This is a genomic window from Paractinoplanes toevensis (genome assembly GCF_018332695.1).
Taxonomy (GTDB): domain Bacteria; phylum Actinomycetota; class Actinomycetes; order Mycobacteriales; family Micromonosporaceae; genus Actinoplanes; species Actinoplanes toevensis.
This window is the reverse complement of the sequence record NZ_BOQN01000047.1, coordinates 15,265-33,383: the sequence shown is the minus strand read 5'-3', so window position 1 is coordinate 33,383 and position 18,119 is coordinate 15,265. Positions and strand designations below refer to the sequence as shown.

Sequence of the window (18,119 nt, the reverse complement as noted above, 5' to 3'; positions counted from 1 at the left end):
TCAGGACAGCAGAGCTTGGTAGGTGCGGGCCCGCGCCGCGTAGCCGGGGAGCCGGGCGGTCGAGCTGAGCGCGACCAGCTCGGCGACCGCGGCCCGGGCGCGGGGCAGCCGGAAGGTCGTCGCCACCTCGCAGATCGAGTCCAGCGTCGCGGCGTCCATCCACCGGCAGATCAGCGGCGGCCGGTCGGTGGCGCGGTGGTAGGCGCCGTCCAGCCACCGCATCGCCTCGGTGGGATCACCGCGCCGGGCCGCCAGCAGGCCGAGCCCGCGCCCGGTCACCGACAGCCAGCACGGGTCGGCCAGCCGGAGCGTGGTCGTCCAGGCGGCGGCCAACTGCTGGCCGGCTTCGTCGAGGCGGCCCTCGTGCAGGTCGAGCTCGGCGGCGATGGCCAGCACCAGTGGAAGGTAGGCGGTCCACCGTTCGGCGGTGACCAGCTCGCGGGCCTTGCCGATGTGCTCCCGGGCCGCCACGGTATCGCCCGCGATCAGTTCGGCCCGGGCCAGTAATGCCAGCGACCAGGCCGCTTTGCGCGGCTCGCCGGCCCGCTCGGCGAGTTCGACCGAGCGGTGGAACCCGGCCATCGCGGGACCGGACCGGCCGCTGTCGGTGAGCGCGAACGCCTCGATCCCGAGGACGGCCGAGAGCTTGCCGTCGTCGTCGGCCAGCTCGCGGGCCGCACGTAACCGCATGCCGCCGGCACCGTCGCGCGAGCCGAGTGCCACGAAGGCCAGCTCACGACTGGCGGTGGCCGCGGTCGCCCGGTCGCCGGTGGCCCGGGCCAGCGAAGCCCCCCGCTCCAGCGCGGCCACCCCGGCCGGTTCGGTGAGCGCGACGGAGTGGACCATCGCCGCGCCCAGCGCCACCTGGGCCTCGCCCTCGACCTGCGCGTCACGGAGGTCGCGGGCGATCATCACCGCGGACCGCAGCCGCTCCAGCCCGTCGGCCGTCGCGCCGGCCGCGAGCGCGGCCTTGCCTGCCTCGACCTCGAGCCGGGCCAGCAGCCGCCGCCCGTCCGGCAGCAGGGTGAACCCCCAGGCCACGCCGCCACCCGGGCCCGGCCCGGCGGACCGCACCGAGGCAGCACCGCGACCACCATCCGGCTCGGCCGACGGATAAGCGAAGCCGGGTACTCGGGACGACGGAGGCACGCCGAGCTCGCGTTGGAACAGGGCGGTGCAGGCCGCCGCGGCGGCGTGCGCGGCGATGCGGTCGCCGGTCGCGGCCAGTACGCGTACCAGAAGCTCGTGATTCTGCTCTTCCAACGAGGCCAGTTGGACCAGGCGGCGGGCGAGAGGCACGGCCTCGGCCGGGCGACGCTCGGCCAGCCGGGCGCCGATCGCGGCCCGCAACGAGGAACGCAGCGCTCCGGCCACCCGTTCGCGCTGGTGGGCCAGCCACAGGTCGAACTCGGGGCAGTCGGCCAGGTCGATGCCGGCGAGCAGTTCCCCCGCGTCGACGTCGGCCTCGGCCTGGCCGGCCAGCAACACCTGGGCGTCCACGACGGTGTCCCGGCCCAGGTCGAGTGCCACCGGGTCGCCGTCGATGCCGGCGTCCGGGCGCAGGCCCCGGCGCAGCTCGGAGAGCGACCATCGCAAGGCCGCCGGAGCGTCGTCCGCGTCGGGAAACAGCATCCGGGCCAGCTGGTGCCGCGGCACCGGGCGCTCGCTGAACGAGGCCAGGGCGAGCAGGGCCCACGTCTTGCGGCCACGTGGCCGCGGGCCCTGCTCGCCCGGCCGATGGATGCCGGGACGCCCGAGTAGCTGAATCGTCGATCCCACGTCGGGTGATTCTGCTCCTGACGACGGCATCCGGCAGTCGCTCAGCCGACGCCGGCGGCGAGAGCTTTGACATCGGCGGTGGTCAGCGGCTTGCCGGCGATGCCCCATTCGCCGCTGGCCACCTCCTCGACCACGACCCACGTCACCGGGCGCATGTTCTCGCCCTCGATGGCGACCATCGCGTCGGTCAGGTCGGAGATCATTCGGTTCTTCTGGGCCGTGTCGAAGACTCCCTCGATGACCCGGACATTGATAAGCGGCACAGCGCCCTCCCCCTTCAAGTGGATGAGAGCACTGTGCCGCCGCGGCGTGTGCGAAACCGTGTGACGCCGGATCAGGATTCGCTGGACCGGGCCCAGAGGTTGATGCCGGACTCGGTGGCGTACTTGTCGATCTCGGCCAGCTCGTCCTCGCTGAACGACAGGTTGTCCAGGGCGGCCACGTTGTTCTCCAGCTGGCGCACCGAGCTGGCGCCCAGCACCGTCGAGGTCATCCGCGGGTCGCGCAGCACCCAGGCGATCGCCATCTGCGCGAGGGACTGACCCCGCCGCTGGGCGATATCGTTCAGCGCGCGGATTTTCTCCAGATTGTCGGCGCTGAGCAGGTCGGTCGAGAGCGACTTGTCCTGGCTCGCGCGGGAATCGGAAGGCACCCCGCCCAGATAACGGTCGGTCAGCATGCCCTGCGCCAGCGGCGAGAAGGCGATGCACCCTGCCCCGGCTTCCGCGAGGGTGTCCAGCAGGCCGTCCTCGATCCAGCGATTGAGAAGGGAGTACGACGGCTGGTGGATCAGCAGCGGTGTGCCGAGGTCGCGCAGGATGGCGACGGCCTCCGCGGTCTTCGACGGCGAGTACGACGAGATGCCGACGTAGAGCGCCTTGCCCGCCCGCACGGCCGCGTCGAGGGCACCCATCGTCTCCTCGAGCGGGGTGTCCGGGTCGTGCCGGTGCGAGTAGAAGATGTCGACGTAGTCGAGGCCCATCCGCTTCAGCGACTGGTCCAGCGACGCGGTCAGGTATTTCCGGGAACCGAGATCACCGTACGGGCCGGGCCACATGTCGTAGCCGGCCTTGGTCGAGATGACCAGCTCGTCGCGGTACGGACGGAAGTCCGACGCCATGAACCGGCCGAAGTTGGCCTCTGCGGAGCCATAGGGCGGCCCGTAGTTGTTGGCCAGGTCGAAGTGGGTGATGCCGAGGTCGAAGGCGCGGCGCAGGATGGCCCGCTGCGTCTCGAGCGGCTTGTCGTCACCGAAGTTGTGCCACAGGCCGAGCGAGACGACGGGCAGCTTGAGGCCGCTGCGTCCGGTCCGCCGGTACTCCATGGATTCGTAGCGGCCGCCGTCAGGAACGAAGGTCATATCCACTCTCAGGGAAGAAGCGCGAGGTCGGAGGCGGTCAGCGTCAACTCGGGGGCGGCCGCCGAGTCGGTGATCGTCTCGGGGCGGCTGGCGCCCGGGATCGGGATGACCACCGGCGACTTGGACAGGTGCCAGGCGAGGCAGACCCGCTGCGGGCTCACCCCGTACCGCTCGGCCACCTCGGCGAAGCCGCCGCCCAGCCCGCCGGCCCGGCCGATGCCGCCCAGCGGTGACCAGGGCAGGAAGGCGATGCCGAGCTGGTCGCACAGCTCCAACTCGGCCGTGGAGGACAGGAACGCCGGCGAGAACTGGTTCTGTACCGAGACCAGCCGGCCACCGAGGATCTCGTTCGCCTCGACGATCTGGGCCGGGTCGGCGTTGGAGATGCCGGCCATCCGGATCTTGCCGGCGTCCAGCAGGTCGCGGATCGCGCCCACCGACTCCGCGTAGGGCACGGACGGGTCGGGCCGGTGGAACTGGTAGAGGCCGATCGCTTCCACACCGAGGCGCTTGAGCGACGCGTCGCAGGCCTCTTTCAGATACGAAGGGGAGCCGTTCAGCGTCCAGCTGCCGTCGCCGGGGCGTAGATGACCGCCCTTGGTGGCGACCAGTACGTCGCTGGTGTCCCCGCCGTAGGAGGCGAGCGCCCGCGCGATCAGCGACTCGTTGTGGCCGACCTCGTCGGCGTGGAGGTGGTAGGCGTCGGCGGTGTCGATCAGGGTGATGCCGGCGTCGAGCGCGGCGTGGATGGTGCTGATCGACCGTTCTTCGTCCGGACGGCCCTCGATCGACATCGGCATTCCGCCGAGGCCGATCGCGCTGACCTGGACATCGCCGATCCGGCGGCTCTGCATGGAGGGGTCCTTTCGGTACGGGTGACAACTCCACCCTCGTACCCAACCGGCCGCGCGTCCAACAGAAGAAAGCGCTCGGATTCAGCACCTAGACTGCTCAATCATGGAATTGCGGCACCTGGAGTACTTCGTGGCGGTCGCCGAGGAGCGCCACTTCACCCGGGCGGCGGAACGCATGCGGGTGGCCCAGTCGGGTCTGTCCGCGTCGATCCGCGCGCTGGAGAAAGACCTGGACGCCGACCTGTTCGTGCGGCACACCCGGCGGGTCGAGCTGACCGATGCCGGCCGGGCGCTGCTCGCCGAGGCGCACCGCACCCTGGCCAGCGCGGCGGCGGCCCGGGACGCGGTGGCCGCGGTGCGCGGGCTGCTCCGGGGCAGTCTCACGGTCGGCTCCGAGCAGTGCCTCGGCGTCATCGACCTGCCGCCGATGCTGGCCGCGTTCCGGCGTGCGCACCCGGGCGTGGAGATCCGCCTGGCCTACGCCGGTTCCGGGGAGATCGTCGAACAGATCCGGCTGGGCCGGCTCAATGTCGGGTTCGTCGCGCTGCCCGGGCCGGCTCCCGACGGCGTACGCCTCATGCCGGTGGCCACCGAGGAGATGATGCTGCTCTGCCACCCGGGCCACCGACTGGCTGAGAAGGACGCGGTCGGCGTCGCCGACCTTCTCGACGAGGACTTCATCGACTTCAGCGCGGACTGGGGTGCCCGGCGGGTCAACGATCAGACGTTCGCCCGGGCCGACGCGGCCCGCCGGGTCAGCGTCGAGGTCAACGACGTGCACACGCTGCTCGACTTCGTGCACCAGGACCTCGGCGTGGCGCTGGTGCCGGCCCCGGTCACCCGCAAGCCGCACGCGAAGGGCCTGCACGCGGCCGCGCTGCACGGGGGCGGGAGCGCGGCGTGGCAGGTCTCGGTGGCGCTGCCCGCGGCCGCCCCGCCCGGTCCGGCCGGCGAGGCACTGCTGCGGATGGTCAGGCCGCCATCAGGTGGGCCTTCGGGATCTGCGCGACCTTGAGAACAGCTACCGGCCGGTATTAGGTCGGACCAATCCGTTGTCGTACGCGAAGATCACCGCCTGGATGCGATCACGGGCGCCGATCTTGGCGAGGACCCGGCCGACGTGCTTCTTCACGGTCGACTCGGTGAGAGTGAAGCGCTCGGCGATCTCGGTGTTGGTGGCACCGTGGCCGATCTCCACGAGCACCTCCCGTTCCCGCTCGCTCAGCGCGGCCAGCCGCGGGTCCGCCGCCGGAGCGGCGTCCGGGCGGTCGACGAACGCGTCCATCAGCTTGCGGGTCAGGCTCGGCGCCACCACCGAATCCCCGCCCGCGACCGCCCGGATGCCGGCGATCAGCTCCTCCGGCCGGGCGTCCTTGAGCAGGAAGCCGCTGGCCCCGGCGCGCAGGCCGGCGTAGACGTACTCGTCCAGGTCGAAGGTGGTGAGAATCAGCACGTGGGTGCGGTCGCCGGCGGCGGTGATCCGGCGGGTCGCCTCGATGCCGTCCATGCCGGGCATCCGCACGTCCATCAGCACCACGTCGGGCCGGGCCTGGCCGGCCATCCGGACCGCCTCCGAGCCGTTCGACGCCTCGCCCACCACGGTCATCCCGGGTGTGCCGTCGAGCAGCATCCGGAAACCCATCCGCTGCAGGGGCTGGTCGTCGGCGATCAGCACGGTGGTCACGCTGTGCCCACCTTTGGCATGCCCTTCCGGCCCTCGCCGGCGATGCCGTCGTTCGGTGCGGCTGGGTGCCGCTCGGTGCAGGCGGTCATACCGGCTCCTTCAGGACGGCGTCGACCAGCCAGCCGCCCTCGATCGGCCCGGCGCTGACCTCGCCGCCGTACATCGAGGCACGCTCACGCATCCCGAACAGCCCATGGTTCGCCGGCGCCGCAATACCCACACCGTTGTCCCGTACGCGTACCCGTACCTCTCCGGACGACGCAGCGACCGTGACCTCCGCCGCGGCCCCGCGCCCCGCGTGTTTGAGGGTGTTGGTCAGCGCCTCCTGGACGATCCGGTAGACCGCGAGCTGGACGCCCCGCCCGAGTCGGTGCAGGTCGCCCGAGGTCGAGTAGGTCACCGGCAGGCCCGCCGCCCGCACGCTCGGCAGCAGCCGGTCCAGGTCGTCGAGGCCGGGCTGCGGGCTCAGCTGCGGGTCGGCGTCCTCGTCGCGCAGCACGCCCAGCACCCGGCGCAGCTCGGCGAGGGCCTGCCGGCCGGTCTCCCCGATCAGCCGAAGGGGTTCGGCGGTCTGCTCGCCGCGGGCGGCCGCGAGCGCGGCACCGCCGTCGGAGAGACCGACGATCACCGACACGTGGTGGCCGACGATGTCGTGCATTTCCCGGGCCACCCGGGCCCGTTCGTCGGCGACCGCGAGCCGGGACTGCTGGTCCCGCTCGACCTCCAGGCGGGCGGCGCGGTCCTCGAGAGCCAGCAGATAGGCCCGGCGGGTGCGGGCCACCAGACCGAACGCGACCGCCGCGGCCGACGTGCCGAGCACCAGGAACAGCGTGGTGGTGCGGTGTTCCAGCACCGGTTCGAACAGGTAGATCTCGGCGACCAGCAGGGTGGTGGTGATCCCGGAGGCCCATCCGAGCGCCCGCCAGGTGTCGCGGGACGCCACCGTGAAGAGCATCACCAGCAGGATCACCCCGGCACCCACGCTGACGTGCAGCAACACCTCGGTCAGCTCGATGGCCGCGGTGACCAGGAAGGCCGGGAACGGGTGCCGCCGCCGCCAGTACAGCGGCGGCAGCAGCGCCACGGTCGCGATCGTCCCCGACACGGGTGCCTCGACGATGCTCGGGATGCTGAAGAGCACGATCGGGACGGCCATCAGGGTGTCCAGCAGCCACGGTCGCCGGCGGTCGAGCGCCCGCATCCGCTGCTGCCGGTCGAGCAGCCATCCCTGCGCGTTCATCAGCCGATTCTCCCCGGCACCGCGATCACGCGTCGGCCTTCCGGAGTCGATACGCCGCGGCCGCGAGGGTGGCCGCCACGTAGAGGGCGAAGACGCCCAGGCCGGCCCACGGGGCGAGGGTGCCGTCGCCGTGGGTCAGCGCCATCACGGCGCTGCCCGCGCTGCTCGGCAGGTAGGGCGTGACCGCGTCGGCGATCGAATTCGGCAGCAGCGGAGCCAGCCCGGGCAGGATCAGCATCCCGCCGGCCAGGATCGCGATGGCACCGGCGCTGGAGCGGACCAGCATGCCGAGCCCGACGCCCAGGACCGCCACCAGGCCCAGGTAGAGGCCGGCGCCGAAGAGGGCCCGCAGCACGCCGTCATCACCCAGGGAGACGCTGCCGATCGCGTCGTTGAGCACCGCCCCGCCGAGCGCGAAGGCGACAAAGGCCCCGATGGTCATCACGACGAAAGCGGCGAGGCCGGCGACGAGGCTCTTCGACCACAGCACCGGAAGCCGGCGCGGAACCGCGGCGAACGTCGACCGGATCATGCCGGTGGTGTACTCCCCCGCGCCAAGCAGCACGCCGAGAACACCGACGGCCAGCGCGGCAAGGGTGCTGCCGCCGAGGGCCAGGTCGACCGCGGACATCTCGGAACCGGAGAACGAGGCCGAGGCGATCATGCCGAACGCGATCAGCAGAAAGGCGGAGACGCCCGTGGTGATCCAGGTGGAGCGCAGCGAGGAGAACTTGGTCCATTCGGAGGCGACGACGCCGCCCGGGGTGATCTTCATCGGGCAGCCTCGTATTCCACCGCGTCGCGGGTCAGGTCCATGAACGCTTCCTCGAGCGAGGCGTTCTGCGGGGTGAGCTCGAACAGCGGGATCCCGCGGGTGGCCGCGGCCAGCCCGATCTCCCGGGCGGAGCAGCCGGTGACGAACAGTTCCTCGGCGCCCGCCGAGGTGACCGTGACGCCCGGGCCGCCGATCAGCGAGCGCAGCGCGTCGGGGGCGGCGGTGACGACCCGGACGCCCTCGGAGGTCATCAGGTCGGCCACCGTGGTGTCGGCGAGCAGCCGGCCCCGGCCGACGATGACCAGGTGGTCGGCGATCAGCGCCACCTCGTTCATCAGGTGCGAGGAGAGCATGACCGTACGGCCCTCGGCGGCCAGGCCGGCGAGGAGGTTACGCACCCAGAGGACGCCCTCCGGGTCGAGGCCGTTGACCGGTTCGTCGAGCATGATCACGGCGGGGTCACCGAGCAGTGCGGCGGCGATGCCGAGCCGCTGGCCCATGCCGAGGGAGAAGGCGCCGACCCGCTTGTGCGCGACCTTCTCCAGGCCGGCGAGGCGCAGCACCTCGTCGACGCGGGAGCGGGGGATGCCGTGGGTGCGGGCCATGGCGAGCAGGTGGCTGACCGCGGTGCGGCCCGGGTGCACGGCCTTGGCCTCGAGCAGCACCCCGATCTCGTGCAGCGGGGCAGTGCTGTTCCGCAGCGAGCGCCCGTTGACCAGCACCTCCCCGGAGGTCGGCGCATCGAGGCCGACGATCATCCGCATGGTGGTGGACTTGCCGGCCCCGTTGGGGCCGAGGAAGCCGGTGACCTGACCCGGCCGGGCGGTGAAGGACAGGTGGTCGACGACCGTCTTCGTCCCGTACCGCTTGGTGACTTCGCGTACCTCGATCATGGGTCAATCGTCACGGGCCGCCACCGGGGAGGAGCGGTACCGCGGGCGGCACTTGCGTGCCGCCCGTGGTACCCAGGTACTACTTGACGGCGCCCGCGGTCAGACCGGCCTGGATCTGCCGCTGGAAGATCGCGTAGACGACGATCATCGGCAGGATCGACAGGGTCAGCGCCGCGAACAGCGTCGACCACTGCGCGTGGTAACCGGCCGAGGTGCTGATGTTCGCGATGCCCTGGGTCAGCAGGTATTTCGACTCGGCGCCCGGCCCGGTCATCACCACCACCGGCAGAAGATATTGGTTCCACTGCCCGACGATGTTGAAGATCGTGATGCTGACCAGGCCGGAGCGGGCCATCGGCATCATGATCTGGAAGAACTTGCGGGTGTGCGAGGCGCCGTCGACGGTCGCCGCCTCCTCGATCTCGTACGGCAGCGACTTGAAGAACGCGGCCAGGAAGAACACCGTGAACGGCAGCGAGTAGGCGATGTAGACCAGCACCAGGCCGGTGTACGAGCCGAGCAGCCCCATGTTCTTGAGGATGTAGAACAGCGGGGCCAGGGCCATGAACGTCGGGAACGCCAGCCCCGAGACGAACAGGTAGTAGATGAACCGGTTACCGGGGAACTTGTAGCGCGCCAGAACGTACGCCGCCATCGACCCGAACAGCATCGTCCCCGCCGTGCTGACCAGGACGACGATCACCGAGTTCAGGAAATACCGCCCGATGTGGGCCTCGGTCCAGGCGTCGAAGTAGGTCTGCAGGGAGAAGCTGGAGGGCAGCGCGAACGGCTTGCCCAGGAAGATCTCGGTGTTGTTCTTGAACGACGCGAGCACGACCCAGATCAGCGGACCGGCCGTGACCAGGGCCCAGGCGATCAGGGCGATGTGCGCGAGCCCGGTGAAGGCGTTGATGTCCCGCTTGGCGCTGGGCTTGGTGCCGGCGCTCTTCGTGGCGGGCTTTTCGGCGACGAGAGTCATCGTGGCCCCCTCAGGCTTCCACGGATTCGCGCCGGGTGACCCGGAGGGTCAGCGCCGCGAAGGTCAGGGTCAGGAAGAACAGCACGACGCCGAGCGCGCAGGCGTAACCGGCCTGCGAGAAGTCGAACGCGTTCCGGTAGATCATGAGGCTGAGCACCGACGACGCGCCGTTCGGCCCACCCCGGTCCACGGTCATGATGTTGACCAGGGCGAACGCGTCGAAAGCGGCGATGCCGAGGTAGACCCAGGCGACCTGGATGGTGCTCCAGAGCAGCGGGACCGTGATCCGGAAGAACAGGGTGATCCGGGTGGCGCCGTCGAGCGCGGCGGCCTCGTAGATGTCGGTGGAGATCGAGCCCATGCCGGCCGAGAAGAGCACGACGTAGAAGCCGACCGCCTGCCAGATCAGCACGATCAGGATGCAGGCCATCGCGTACCGCTCGTCGGCCAGGAACAGCCAGGGCTTCCAGGAGGCCGGGAACAGGCCGTTGAGCATGCCGCTCTTGTCCGGGCCGAACACCCGGCCGAAGATCACCGCGACGATGGCCAGGGCCAGCAGCTGCGGGAAGAAGAAGATGATCCGGTAGACCTTGGAGCCCCAGACGCCCCGGGTCTGGCCGCCCTTGTGCCCGCCGCCGACATTCAGCAGGAACGCGAAGACCAGCGCGATGACGATCGTGATGATCGGCAGCAGGATCAGCAGGAACAGGTTGTGCTTGATCGACTTCCAGAAGACGTCGTCGTGCCACAGCTTCACGAAGTTGTCGAAGCCGATGTAATCGATCTTGCCGAGGCCCGACCAACTGGTCAGCGAGAGCTGGAATGTCTGGAGATACGCCGCCACCACGAAGGTGGCGTAGAGCGCCACCGGCACGACAAGGAAGCCGATGATGAAGGGATACTTGCCGTGCCGCATGGCGCCCTACCTAAAACTCGAACTCAGCTGCGGGTGAACTTGGTGACCGAGGAGTCCTTGGCGACCGCCTGGGAGGCCGCCTCCATCCGGTCGCAGAACTTCTGCGCGTCGCCGCCCTTGAACATCAGGTCGTTGACCGCGCCGCGGGACTCGTCGTCGAGCTTCTTGTACCAGGTGTCGAACAGGTAGCCCACGAAGACGTCCTGGCCGGCCTTGGTCAGCATGTCGTTCGCGCTGGTCAGACCGGGAGAAATGGTCTGGCCGTCGGACGCGCCCGCCACCACCGTAAGCGACTTGGTGAGCTTGGTGAAGCCCAGCGCCGCCTCCTTGGAGAGCATGGCCCGCAGGTACTCCTTGCCACCCTGCGGGTTCTTGCCCTTGGCCGCCGCGAAGTAGATCTCGCCGGCCGCCGCGTTGATGGCGGTCGCCGGGAGCTTGTCGGCGGCGGTGACGCTCGGGAACGCGCAGACCGCGTACTCGAAGCCGGCCGGGGTGTCCTTGGCCTGCTCGTTCTCCAGCCAGGAACCGCACGGGTAGAACGCGACCTTGTCCTGGTCCTGCTGGAGCTGCACCTCGGTGTGCTTGAGGCCCAGGAAGGTCTTGTTGATGTACTTGTTGCCGATCTCGCCCCAGGCCTGCGCGGCCTGCTTGATCGGCTCGGCGGTCCAGGCACCCGGCTTCAGGTTGTCGATGTCCTTGAGCGCCTGCTCGGTGCCGATCTTCGCGGCGCTGGTGAGCAGGGCCCGGACCATGTAGTACGACGCGTTGGCGCCCGCGTAGCCGAACGGCGTGATGCCGGCCGCCTTGATCTTGTCGCACAGTGCGGTGAAGTCGGCCCAGGTGGTGGGGATGGTCCAGCTGTTCTTCTCGAACAGCTTCTTGTTGTACCAGAGGCCGAAGACCGTGTACGAGTAGTTCATCGCGAACGGCTTGCCGTCGTACGTGCCCTGCTCGACCGCGCCCGGCACCAGGGTCTCGGCGACGGTCTTGCCGGCCACGTCCCAGGACGGCGCCGCGAACAGATCGGTCAGGTCGGCGGCCTGGCCGGCCTTGACGATCGCACCGAAGTCCATCAGGTTCGAGCCCGAGTTGTTGATCATGTCCGGCGGGTTGCCGGCGTTGATCCGGGGCTGGATGACCGTCGAGATCTGCTCGGTGGCCGAGTAGGTGATCTTGGCGTCCGGCCACTTCTTGTTGAACGCCGGGGTGTCGACATCGGTGGCGTACGCCGTGCCCAGACCGCCGTTGAAGATGACGATCTCGACACCGGCCTTGGTGTCGATACCCAGCGGGTTGTCGGCCGACTTGGTGCCGGTCGACTGGGTCGTGGGTTCGTCGTCACCGCCGCCGACACAGGCGCTTAGCAGGCCCACCGCGGGGGTGGCCATCAGTCCGACGGCGGCCGCACGACGCAGTAGCGTACGGCGGTCGACCTCGGTCTTGGCGAATATCTCGGTCACAGCATCTCCTCAGGTGCTAGCCCTTTACAGCACCGGCGGTCAGACCGGTGGCGATATTGCGTTGGATGAGCAGGAAGAACACCACCACCGGGATGGAGGTGATGATCGCACCGGCCATGAGGGGTCCCCAGGCGGTACCGCGGGTGGTTTGGTTCTGCAGCAGCCAGGCCATCAGGTTCTGCTTGGCCGGGCTGTTGAGCGTGTTGATGATGATGAATTCGTTCCAGGCCTGGATGAATCCGTAGACGCTGGTCGCGACGAGGCCCGGACCGGTCAGCGGCAGGATGATGCGCCAGAACACCTGAGCCCGGGTGCAGCCGTCGATCAGCGCTGCCTCGTCGAGCTCCCGCGGGATGCCGGAGATGAACCCACGCAGTGTCCACACCGTATACGGCAAGATCAGGACCAAGTAGGTGATACTCACACCGATCAGACTGTTGGTCAAGGACGCCGTCTGCAGCATCAGGAACAGCGGGATGAGCAGCGCCAGGAACGGCACCAGCTGGACCGCCAGGACGACCAGGATGATCGCCTTGCGGCCGTAGAAGCTGAACCGGGCGATCGCGAGCGCGGCCAGGAAGCCGACCACCAGCGCGCCGGCCACCGCCAGCACCGTCACGATCAGGCCGTTCAGCATGTCCTGCAGGAACAGCGGCGCCTTGAACGCCGACGTGAAGTTGGCGAAGGTGGGGTGCTCCGGCCAGAACGTCGGGGTCAGCGCGAGCACCTCGTCGGCCGGCTTGAACGCGGTGTTCAGCACCCAGTAGACCGGGAAGAGCATGAGGACCGAGAAGATCACGCCGATCGCGTTGGCGACGACGGTCCCGGCCTTGGACCGACCGACGGTGACGACACCGTCGTCGACGCGCTTACGGCGCGGGCTGGCTGCCACCACCATCAGTCCACCTCCCCGATCTTGAACATCTGCCGGATGTAGAACGCCATCACGCCGAGCATCAGCAGCACGGTGATCACCGAGATGGCCGAGCCGATGCTGTACCGCGACTGTCCGAACGCCTGCGTGTACGAGTAGGTCGCGAGCGTCTGAAATTGCGGTTCCGGGTGCCCGTCGCGCAGCGCCCAGTTCTGGGTGAACAGGCCGAAGTCCCAGATCACCGAGAGCGTGGTGACGATCGTGATGAGCGGCTTGAGGATCGGCAGGGTGATGTTGCGCAGCACCTGCCAGGGCGTCGCGCCGTCCACCGTGGCCGCCTCGACGAGTTCCTTCGGCACCTGGGTGAGCCCGGCGTTGAGGGTGATCGCGAGGAACGGGATGCCGGCCCAGACCACCAGGGTGGTGATGACTCCCCAGCCCTGCCACGGGTTCACGAACCAGCTGTGGTTGTCGAAGTTCACGCCCGGCAGGAAGTTGAGCACGTAGTTGAGGACGCCGAAGTCGGAGTCGGTGATCCAGCGGAAGATCTGCGCCGCGACCAGCTGCGGCAGGGCCCAGACGAACATCATCGCCACGATCATGAAGAGCCGGACGCCACGGGCGACCCGCCGCATCAGCAGCGCGATGCCGAGTCCGATGAAGACCGAGATGAGCACGCAGACGATCGTGAACAGGACCGTACGGCCCACGACCGTCCAGAAGACCGAGTCGGTGAGGACCTTGGTGTAGTTGTCGAGACCGACCCACGCGGGGGTGCGACCGCTGAGCAGCTCGCGCAGCCGCATGTTCTGGAACGACAGCACGATCATCCGGATGAGCGGATAACCGAGCAGGCCGGCGAGCAGGAGCAGGGTGGGGATGACGAGCAGCCACGGGGTGCTGGCGCCCTGACGACGGCGACGCGGCCGGGCGGCACGGCCGGGTGCCCGGTGCGGTGTGGACCCGCCCGGTCGGCGGGTCGTCGGGGATTCGACGACGGACATCAGATTCCTCTTCCGGGAGCGGTGCCGCCCGCCCCCGGAGCGGGGGCGGGCGGTTGCGGGATCAGCTCTCGTTCAGCGTCGTGTTCATCTGGTCGTCGGCCCACTTGGCGCCGTCGGCCACGGACTTCTTGCCGGTGAGGATGTCGGTGAGCATCGTCTGCAGGATGTTGCCCTTCTCGACGTCCGCCCACTTCTCCGCGTTCGGCGGGAACCAGCTGCTCTTGGCGGCCAGCGCGGCCGGCGCGATGGCCGGGTTGTCGGTGGCGGCCTTGTCCAGCAGCGCGGTCGCGTTCGGCAGCGCGTTGGCCTTGATCAGGCCGGCCATCGAGGTGCTGTCGGTGAACGCCTTGATCCACTGAGCGGCCAGTTCCTTGTTCTGGCTCTTCTCGGTGACGCCCAGGTTGGAGCCGCCCAGGAAGGACGGGACCTCGGGCATCGGCGCGGCGGCCAGCTTGCCCTTGACCTTGGTGTCGACCAGCGCGGAGTTCGGGTCGTTCGGGTCCTTCTTGATCTGCTCGGCGGCGCCCAGCTCCCAGGCGTTGCCGTAGAACATGCCGGACTGACCCTGCGCGAAGATGCCGGCCTGGTCGTTCTCGTTCTTGGTCGGGTCGGCCTTCGAGTACTTCTTGACCATGTCGACCCAGCGCTGCAGGCCCTGCACCGAGGCGGGCTGGGACAGCTGACCGACCCACTTGTCGCCGTCCTGCTTCGCGATGTCGCCACCGGTCGACTTGACCCAGGACATCGCCGAGTACCAGTACTGGCCCGGCATGTAGACGGCGCCGAACTTCGAGTCCGACTTCTTGGCGGTCTGCAGCTTGTCCGCGTCGGCCAGGAACTCGTCGTACGTCTTCGGCGCGGCGGCGATACCGGCCGCCTTGAACAGGTCGGTGCGGTAGATCAGCACGCGGGCACCGGCGTAGTAGGGCACGCAGTAGGTCTTGCCCTCGAAGTCACAGGCGCCCTTGAGGCCCTGCAGCCAGGTGCCCGAGTTCTCGTAGTCGCCCGGGTTGATGGCGGCGAAGGCCGAGCTGAACACGTACTTCGGGAACTCGGTGTTGCCGAGCTCGACGACGTCCGGCACGTCCGAGCCGGCCAGCGTCGCGTCCAGCTTGGTGAGGTGGTTGGCCCACTGCTGGTATTCCACGCTGACCTGGGCGCCGGTCGCGTCGGTGAACCGCTTGGAGGCGTCGTCGACGACACCCTTCCAGGCGCTCTGCGCGTCGACCATCAGCCAGACCTTGAGGGTCTTGCCCTTGCCGTCGACCGGGCCGGAAGCGGACGTCGTGGGGGAGTCGTCGTCGTTGGAGCCGCAGGCCGCGGCCCCGAGCAGCGTCGCCGCGAGGGCGGCCACTGCGACGAGTTGGCGCTTCATCGCTTCCTCCTGAAGGAAATTTGCAAAAGAGGGGATTTAAAGGGGGGTGCCGTCTTTTGCGGCCTTGTGGCCGTGGACGGCTTGTGCGGTTTTCTGAAAGGCCGCGTGCGAACGTTCGTGGGTCCGCTGAGCGACCGCGACATAGAGCAGGTCGAGAACGACCAGCTGCGGGTGCCGGGCGCTGAGCGCGTCCGGCCGGAAGGTCGTCGCCTGGGTGGCGGTGAGCAGCACGATGTCGGCCAGCTCGGCGAGCGGCGACCGGGGAAAGCTGGTGAGGGCGATGGTGGTCGCTCCCCGGCTGCTCGCCTCGGCGAGCAGCTCGATCGTCTCGCCGGTCTCCCCCGAGTGCGAGATGCCGAGCGCGACGTGGCCGGCCCGGGAGAGCGCCGCGCTGGCCAGGCCGTTGTGCACGTCGGTCCAGGCCCACACCGGCACCCCGATGCGGTGCAGGCTGAACTGCATCTCCTCGCCGACCAGCGCGCTCCCGCTGGCGCCGAAGATGTTGACCCGCGGGGCCGCAGCGATCGCCACCGCGGCCCGCTCCACCTCGGCCAGGTCGAGCAGCGCTGCGGTGTCGTGCATGGCGCGGGTGTCGGCCGCCATGATCTGCCCGAGGACCCGGGCGAGCGGGTCGCCGGGCTGGATCTCGCGGCCGATGTCGACCGTCCAGCCGGCCGAGCGGGCCCGCCCGGTCTCGGCGGCGATGCCGAGCCGCAGATCGGCGTACCCGTCGAAGCCGAGCGCGCGGCAGAACCGGGTGACGGTCGCCGGTGAGGTGCCGCTGCGCTCGGCGAGTTCGACGATGGTTGCCCGGGAGGCCGCGGCCGGGTCGGTGAGGACCTGCTCGGCCACGCGCCGTAGTGCACCGGTGAATTCCGGCAGCAGCGAACGGACACGCAGGAGCACGCCGTCCGACGGCTGCGAGTCGACGACAAGCGAGTCGACGACCGCCGTCCGCGCGGCGCCGTCCATCTCCGGCTCGCTCATCGGCCACCCTTTCAGGAAGGACTGTTTACTGTCGCGGTAAAAGTTCTTACTAATCACCCACCTGTGTCAAGACTGTGGGCGAAGTTTTCAAACCGTTACCTGACCAGCGACGATGAACGCGTGTTACGCGGCAGCCACTTGACGTCCATCAATCCGGAAATGTTCTTTACGGAGTGACCGGCGTCACCTGAAAGGGTTTGTCCGCATTTCGCATAGGCTTTTCGGACAGCCGTCGGACGCCACAAGAACTAGAGCTGATCCGCCGTTCGGATGACTTCACGAACGATTCGAAACATCCAGGCAACCCCGGAAACAAGATCAAAAATTTACCGTACGCGTCGGGAACGCTCCCAAACGCAGCCTGGCCGCCCCGCCGAGGGGACCGGCCAGGCGGCACTTGCGCTGGTCACCCGGCCACCGGCCCGGCCCCGGTGGCCGGGCTCAAAGCACGGACCGGCGTCACCGCCGGTAATGATTACCGCCGAGCCGGCCGCGCAGGTTTCCGGCGTATTCACCGATGGCGTCCGCTCCGGGCCGTGGCCGACTCAGGCGGATTCGCGGATAGCGGTGGCGAAGGCCTCGGAGCGGTGCTCGAAGTTGCGGTAGCGGCCGTAGGAAGGGGCCGCCGGCGACAGCAGGACCACTCCGCCGGACGGAGTGAGCTTGCGGGCCAGCCGGACCGCCGCCGGGAGATCCTCGGCGTTCTCGGTGCGCACCCCGGCCAGCCCGGCCAGGGCCTCCAGGATGCGCGGCCCCGAGTCGGGAATGCCGATCACGGTGAGTTCGCGGTCGGTGAGGAACTCCCGCAGCGGTGCGTAGTCGAGGCCGCGGTCGGTGCCGCCGACGAGCACGGTGAGCGGCCGCGACGCGTACGCGTCGATCGCGTGGATCGCCGAATAGGGGCTCGTCGACAGGGTGTCGTCGACGAAGGTCAGCCCGGACGGGTCCTCGATCTCGGTGAGCCGGTGCGGCAGCCCCTCGAACGCCTCGACGGCCGCCTCCAGCTCGTCCTTCGAGCCGGGCACGTCGACACCGAGGCCGTCCAGCACGGCCAGCGCCACGCACAGGTTGCGGCCGTTGTGCGCGCCCTTGAGGTGCAGCGCCTCCCGGTGGAACAGCGGCTCGTCCGAGCAGTACACCCACTCGTCGTGGATGCGGAACCGGGAATCGTCGGCGCCGGCCGGGATCGGCGGGAAGCCGTGCAGATCGCAGATGCCCCGGACCTTGTCGCGCAGGCGCAGGTCGGAGCCGTTCACCACGATCATCTCGGGGCCGTGCCGCAGCAGGTTGAGCTTGTCGCGGTAATACGCCTCCTCGCCGCCGTGCGCATCGAGGTGCTCGGGGAACAGCGAGGTCACCACGGCGACCCGGGGCGAGTCGGTGAGGTCGGCGCACTGATAGCTGGACAGCTCCAGAACGTATTGCGCCGCGGGCGGCAGGTCGAGCAGCGGCACGCCGATGTTGCCGCCGAAGATGTTGGGCCGGCCGACCGCGGCGAGCAGGTGGCTGATCAGACTCGAGGTGGTGCTCTTGCCCTTGCTCCCGGTCACGCCGATGGTTCGCGCTGCGTTATCGGCCATCCAGAGAGCGCTACCGCCGGTGACCGTGACGCCGCGCTCGCGCAGCTCCTTCATCCACGGGTGGGTCTGCGGCACGCCCGGCGAGCGGACCACCACGTCGGCCGTGACGAGGGCGGGAAAAGCGTGGTCGCCACCGGCCAGCGGGGCGGTCGCGGCGAACTCGTCCCAGGGCACGGAGAGGAAGTTCGCGCTGTCGTCGACCGCGATCAGCCGGGACGGCTTGTGCTTGGCGATCGCGGTGACCGCGGCCCTGCCCTCCCGGCCGGTTCCCCAGATCGCCACCGACCGGCCGTTCAGGTCTGCCAGACGCACGTCGAGCCCTCCTAGTCGAGTCGAACTAGTATTGCCGGTCGGCCCAA

Annotated in this window: 17 protein-coding genes; 1 reads left to right on the top strand and 16 read right to left on the bottom strand. The window is 69.3% G+C overall.

Annotated elements, in window-relative coordinates; translation table 11 throughout:
- The 4 genes from Ato02nite_RS15805 to Ato02nite_RS15790 all read right to left on the bottom strand — a co-directional run bounded on the left by Ato02nite_RS15805 (position 1) and on the right by Ato02nite_RS15790 (position 3,993).
- Positions 1-1,779, bottom strand: a complete 1,779-nt coding sequence (locus Ato02nite_RS15805; RefSeq protein WP_213007275.1) for an AfsR/SARP family transcriptional regulator — start codon at positions 1,777-1,779, stop codon at positions 1-3.
- A gap of 41 nt (positions 1,780-1,820) precedes the next feature.
- Positions 1,821-2,042 carry a tautomerase family protein gene (locus tag Ato02nite_RS15800; RefSeq protein WP_213007274.1) on the bottom strand — a complete coding sequence of 74 codons (222 nt, stop codon included), beginning with the start codon at positions 2,040-2,042 and terminating at the stop codon, positions 1,821-1,823.
- A gap of 71 nt (positions 2,043-2,113) precedes the next feature.
- Positions 2,114-3,139, bottom strand: a complete 1,026-nt coding sequence (gene mgrA / locus Ato02nite_RS15795) for an L-glyceraldehyde 3-phosphate reductase (RefSeq protein WP_213007273.1) — start codon at positions 3,137-3,139, stop codon at positions 2,114-2,116.
- An 8-nt stretch (positions 3,140-3,147) separates the two neighbouring features.
- Positions 3,148-3,993: an aldo/keto reductase gene (locus tag Ato02nite_RS15790; protein ID WP_213007272.1), complete on the bottom strand. Its 846-nt coding sequence runs from the start codon at positions 3,991-3,993 to the stop codon at positions 3,148-3,150.
- A 103-nt stretch (positions 3,994-4,096) separates the two neighbouring features.
- Between Ato02nite_RS15790 and Ato02nite_RS15785 the strand changes: the two genes are divergently transcribed.
- Positions 4,097-5,008 carry a LysR family transcriptional regulator gene (locus Ato02nite_RS15785; protein ID WP_213007271.1) on the top strand — a complete coding sequence of 304 codons (912 nt, stop codon included), beginning with the start codon at positions 4,097-4,099 and terminating at the stop codon, positions 5,006-5,008.
- A 6-nt stretch (positions 5,009-5,014) separates the two neighbouring features.
- On the opposite strand, the gene Ato02nite_RS15780 is transcribed toward Ato02nite_RS15785, so the two are convergent.
- From Ato02nite_RS15780 to murD, 12 genes are all read right to left on the bottom strand, one after another.
- On the bottom strand, positions 5,015-5,677 hold the full coding sequence (locus tag Ato02nite_RS15780; RefSeq protein ID WP_213007270.1) for a response regulator: 663 nt from the start codon (positions 5,675-5,677) through the stop codon (positions 5,015-5,017).
- An 85-nt stretch (positions 5,678-5,762) separates the two neighbouring features.
- Positions 5,763-6,917 carry a sensor histidine kinase gene (locus Ato02nite_RS15775; RefSeq protein WP_213007269.1) on the bottom strand — a complete coding sequence of 385 codons (1,155 nt, stop codon included), beginning with the start codon at positions 6,915-6,917 and terminating at the stop codon, positions 5,763-5,765.
- Positions 6,918-6,942: 25 nt separating this feature from the next.
- Positions 6,943-7,692 carry an ABC transporter permease gene (locus Ato02nite_RS15770; protein ID WP_213007268.1) on the bottom strand — a complete coding sequence of 250 codons (750 nt, stop codon included), beginning with the start codon at positions 7,690-7,692 and terminating at the stop codon, positions 6,943-6,945.
- Entirely contained in the window at positions 7,689-8,585 is an 897-nt protein-coding gene (locus tag Ato02nite_RS15765) for an ABC transporter ATP-binding protein (protein ID WP_213007267.1), read from the bottom strand. Before Ato02nite_RS15765 ends, Ato02nite_RS15770 begins: the two co-directional genes overlap by 4 nt.
- A 79-nt stretch (positions 8,586-8,664) precedes the next feature.
- Positions 8,665-9,564: a carbohydrate ABC transporter permease gene (locus Ato02nite_RS15760; RefSeq protein WP_213007266.1), complete on the bottom strand. Its 900-nt coding sequence runs from the start codon at positions 9,562-9,564 to the stop codon at positions 8,665-8,667.
- Between the two features lie 10 nt (positions 9,565-9,574).
- Entirely contained in the window at positions 9,575-10,480 is a 906-nt protein-coding gene (locus Ato02nite_RS15755) for a carbohydrate ABC transporter permease (protein WP_213007265.1), read from the bottom strand.
- Positions 10,481-10,503: 23 nt separating this feature from the next.
- Positions 10,504-11,940 (bottom strand): N-acetylglucosamine/diacetylchitobiose ABC transporter substrate-binding protein, encoded by a 1,437-nt coding sequence (ngcE, locus tag Ato02nite_RS15750; protein ID WP_213007264.1) that lies wholly within the window; start codon positions 11,938-11,940, stop codon positions 10,504-10,506.
- A gap of 16 nt (positions 11,941-11,956) precedes the next feature.
- Positions 11,957-12,838: a carbohydrate ABC transporter permease gene (locus tag Ato02nite_RS15745; RefSeq protein ID WP_213007263.1), complete on the bottom strand. Its 882-nt coding sequence runs from the start codon at positions 12,836-12,838 to the stop codon at positions 11,957-11,959.
- On the bottom strand, positions 12,838-13,818 hold the full coding sequence (locus tag Ato02nite_RS15740; protein ID WP_213007262.1) for a carbohydrate ABC transporter permease: 981 nt from the start codon (positions 13,816-13,818) through the stop codon (positions 12,838-12,840). The genes Ato02nite_RS15745 and Ato02nite_RS15740 overlap by 1 nt, the downstream gene beginning before the upstream one ends.
- 61 nt (positions 13,819-13,879) lie before the next feature.
- Positions 13,880-15,193 carry an extracellular solute-binding protein gene (locus tag Ato02nite_RS15735; protein ID WP_213007261.1) on the bottom strand — a complete coding sequence of 438 codons (1,314 nt, stop codon included), beginning with the start codon at positions 15,191-15,193 and terminating at the stop codon, positions 13,880-13,882.
- Between the two features lie 36 nt (positions 15,194-15,229).
- Positions 15,230-16,180 (bottom strand): MurR/RpiR family transcriptional regulator, encoded by a 951-nt coding sequence (locus Ato02nite_RS15730; protein ID WP_213007260.1) that lies wholly within the window; start codon positions 16,178-16,180, stop codon positions 15,230-15,232.
- Between the two features lie 545 nt (positions 16,181-16,725).
- Positions 16,726-18,072 carry a UDP-N-acetylmuramoyl-L-alanine--D-glutamate ligase gene (murD, locus tag Ato02nite_RS15725; RefSeq protein ID WP_213007259.1) on the bottom strand — a complete coding sequence of 449 codons (1,347 nt, stop codon included), beginning with the start codon at positions 18,070-18,072 and terminating at the stop codon, positions 16,726-16,728.
- Positions 18,073-18,119 lie beyond the last annotated feature (47 nt).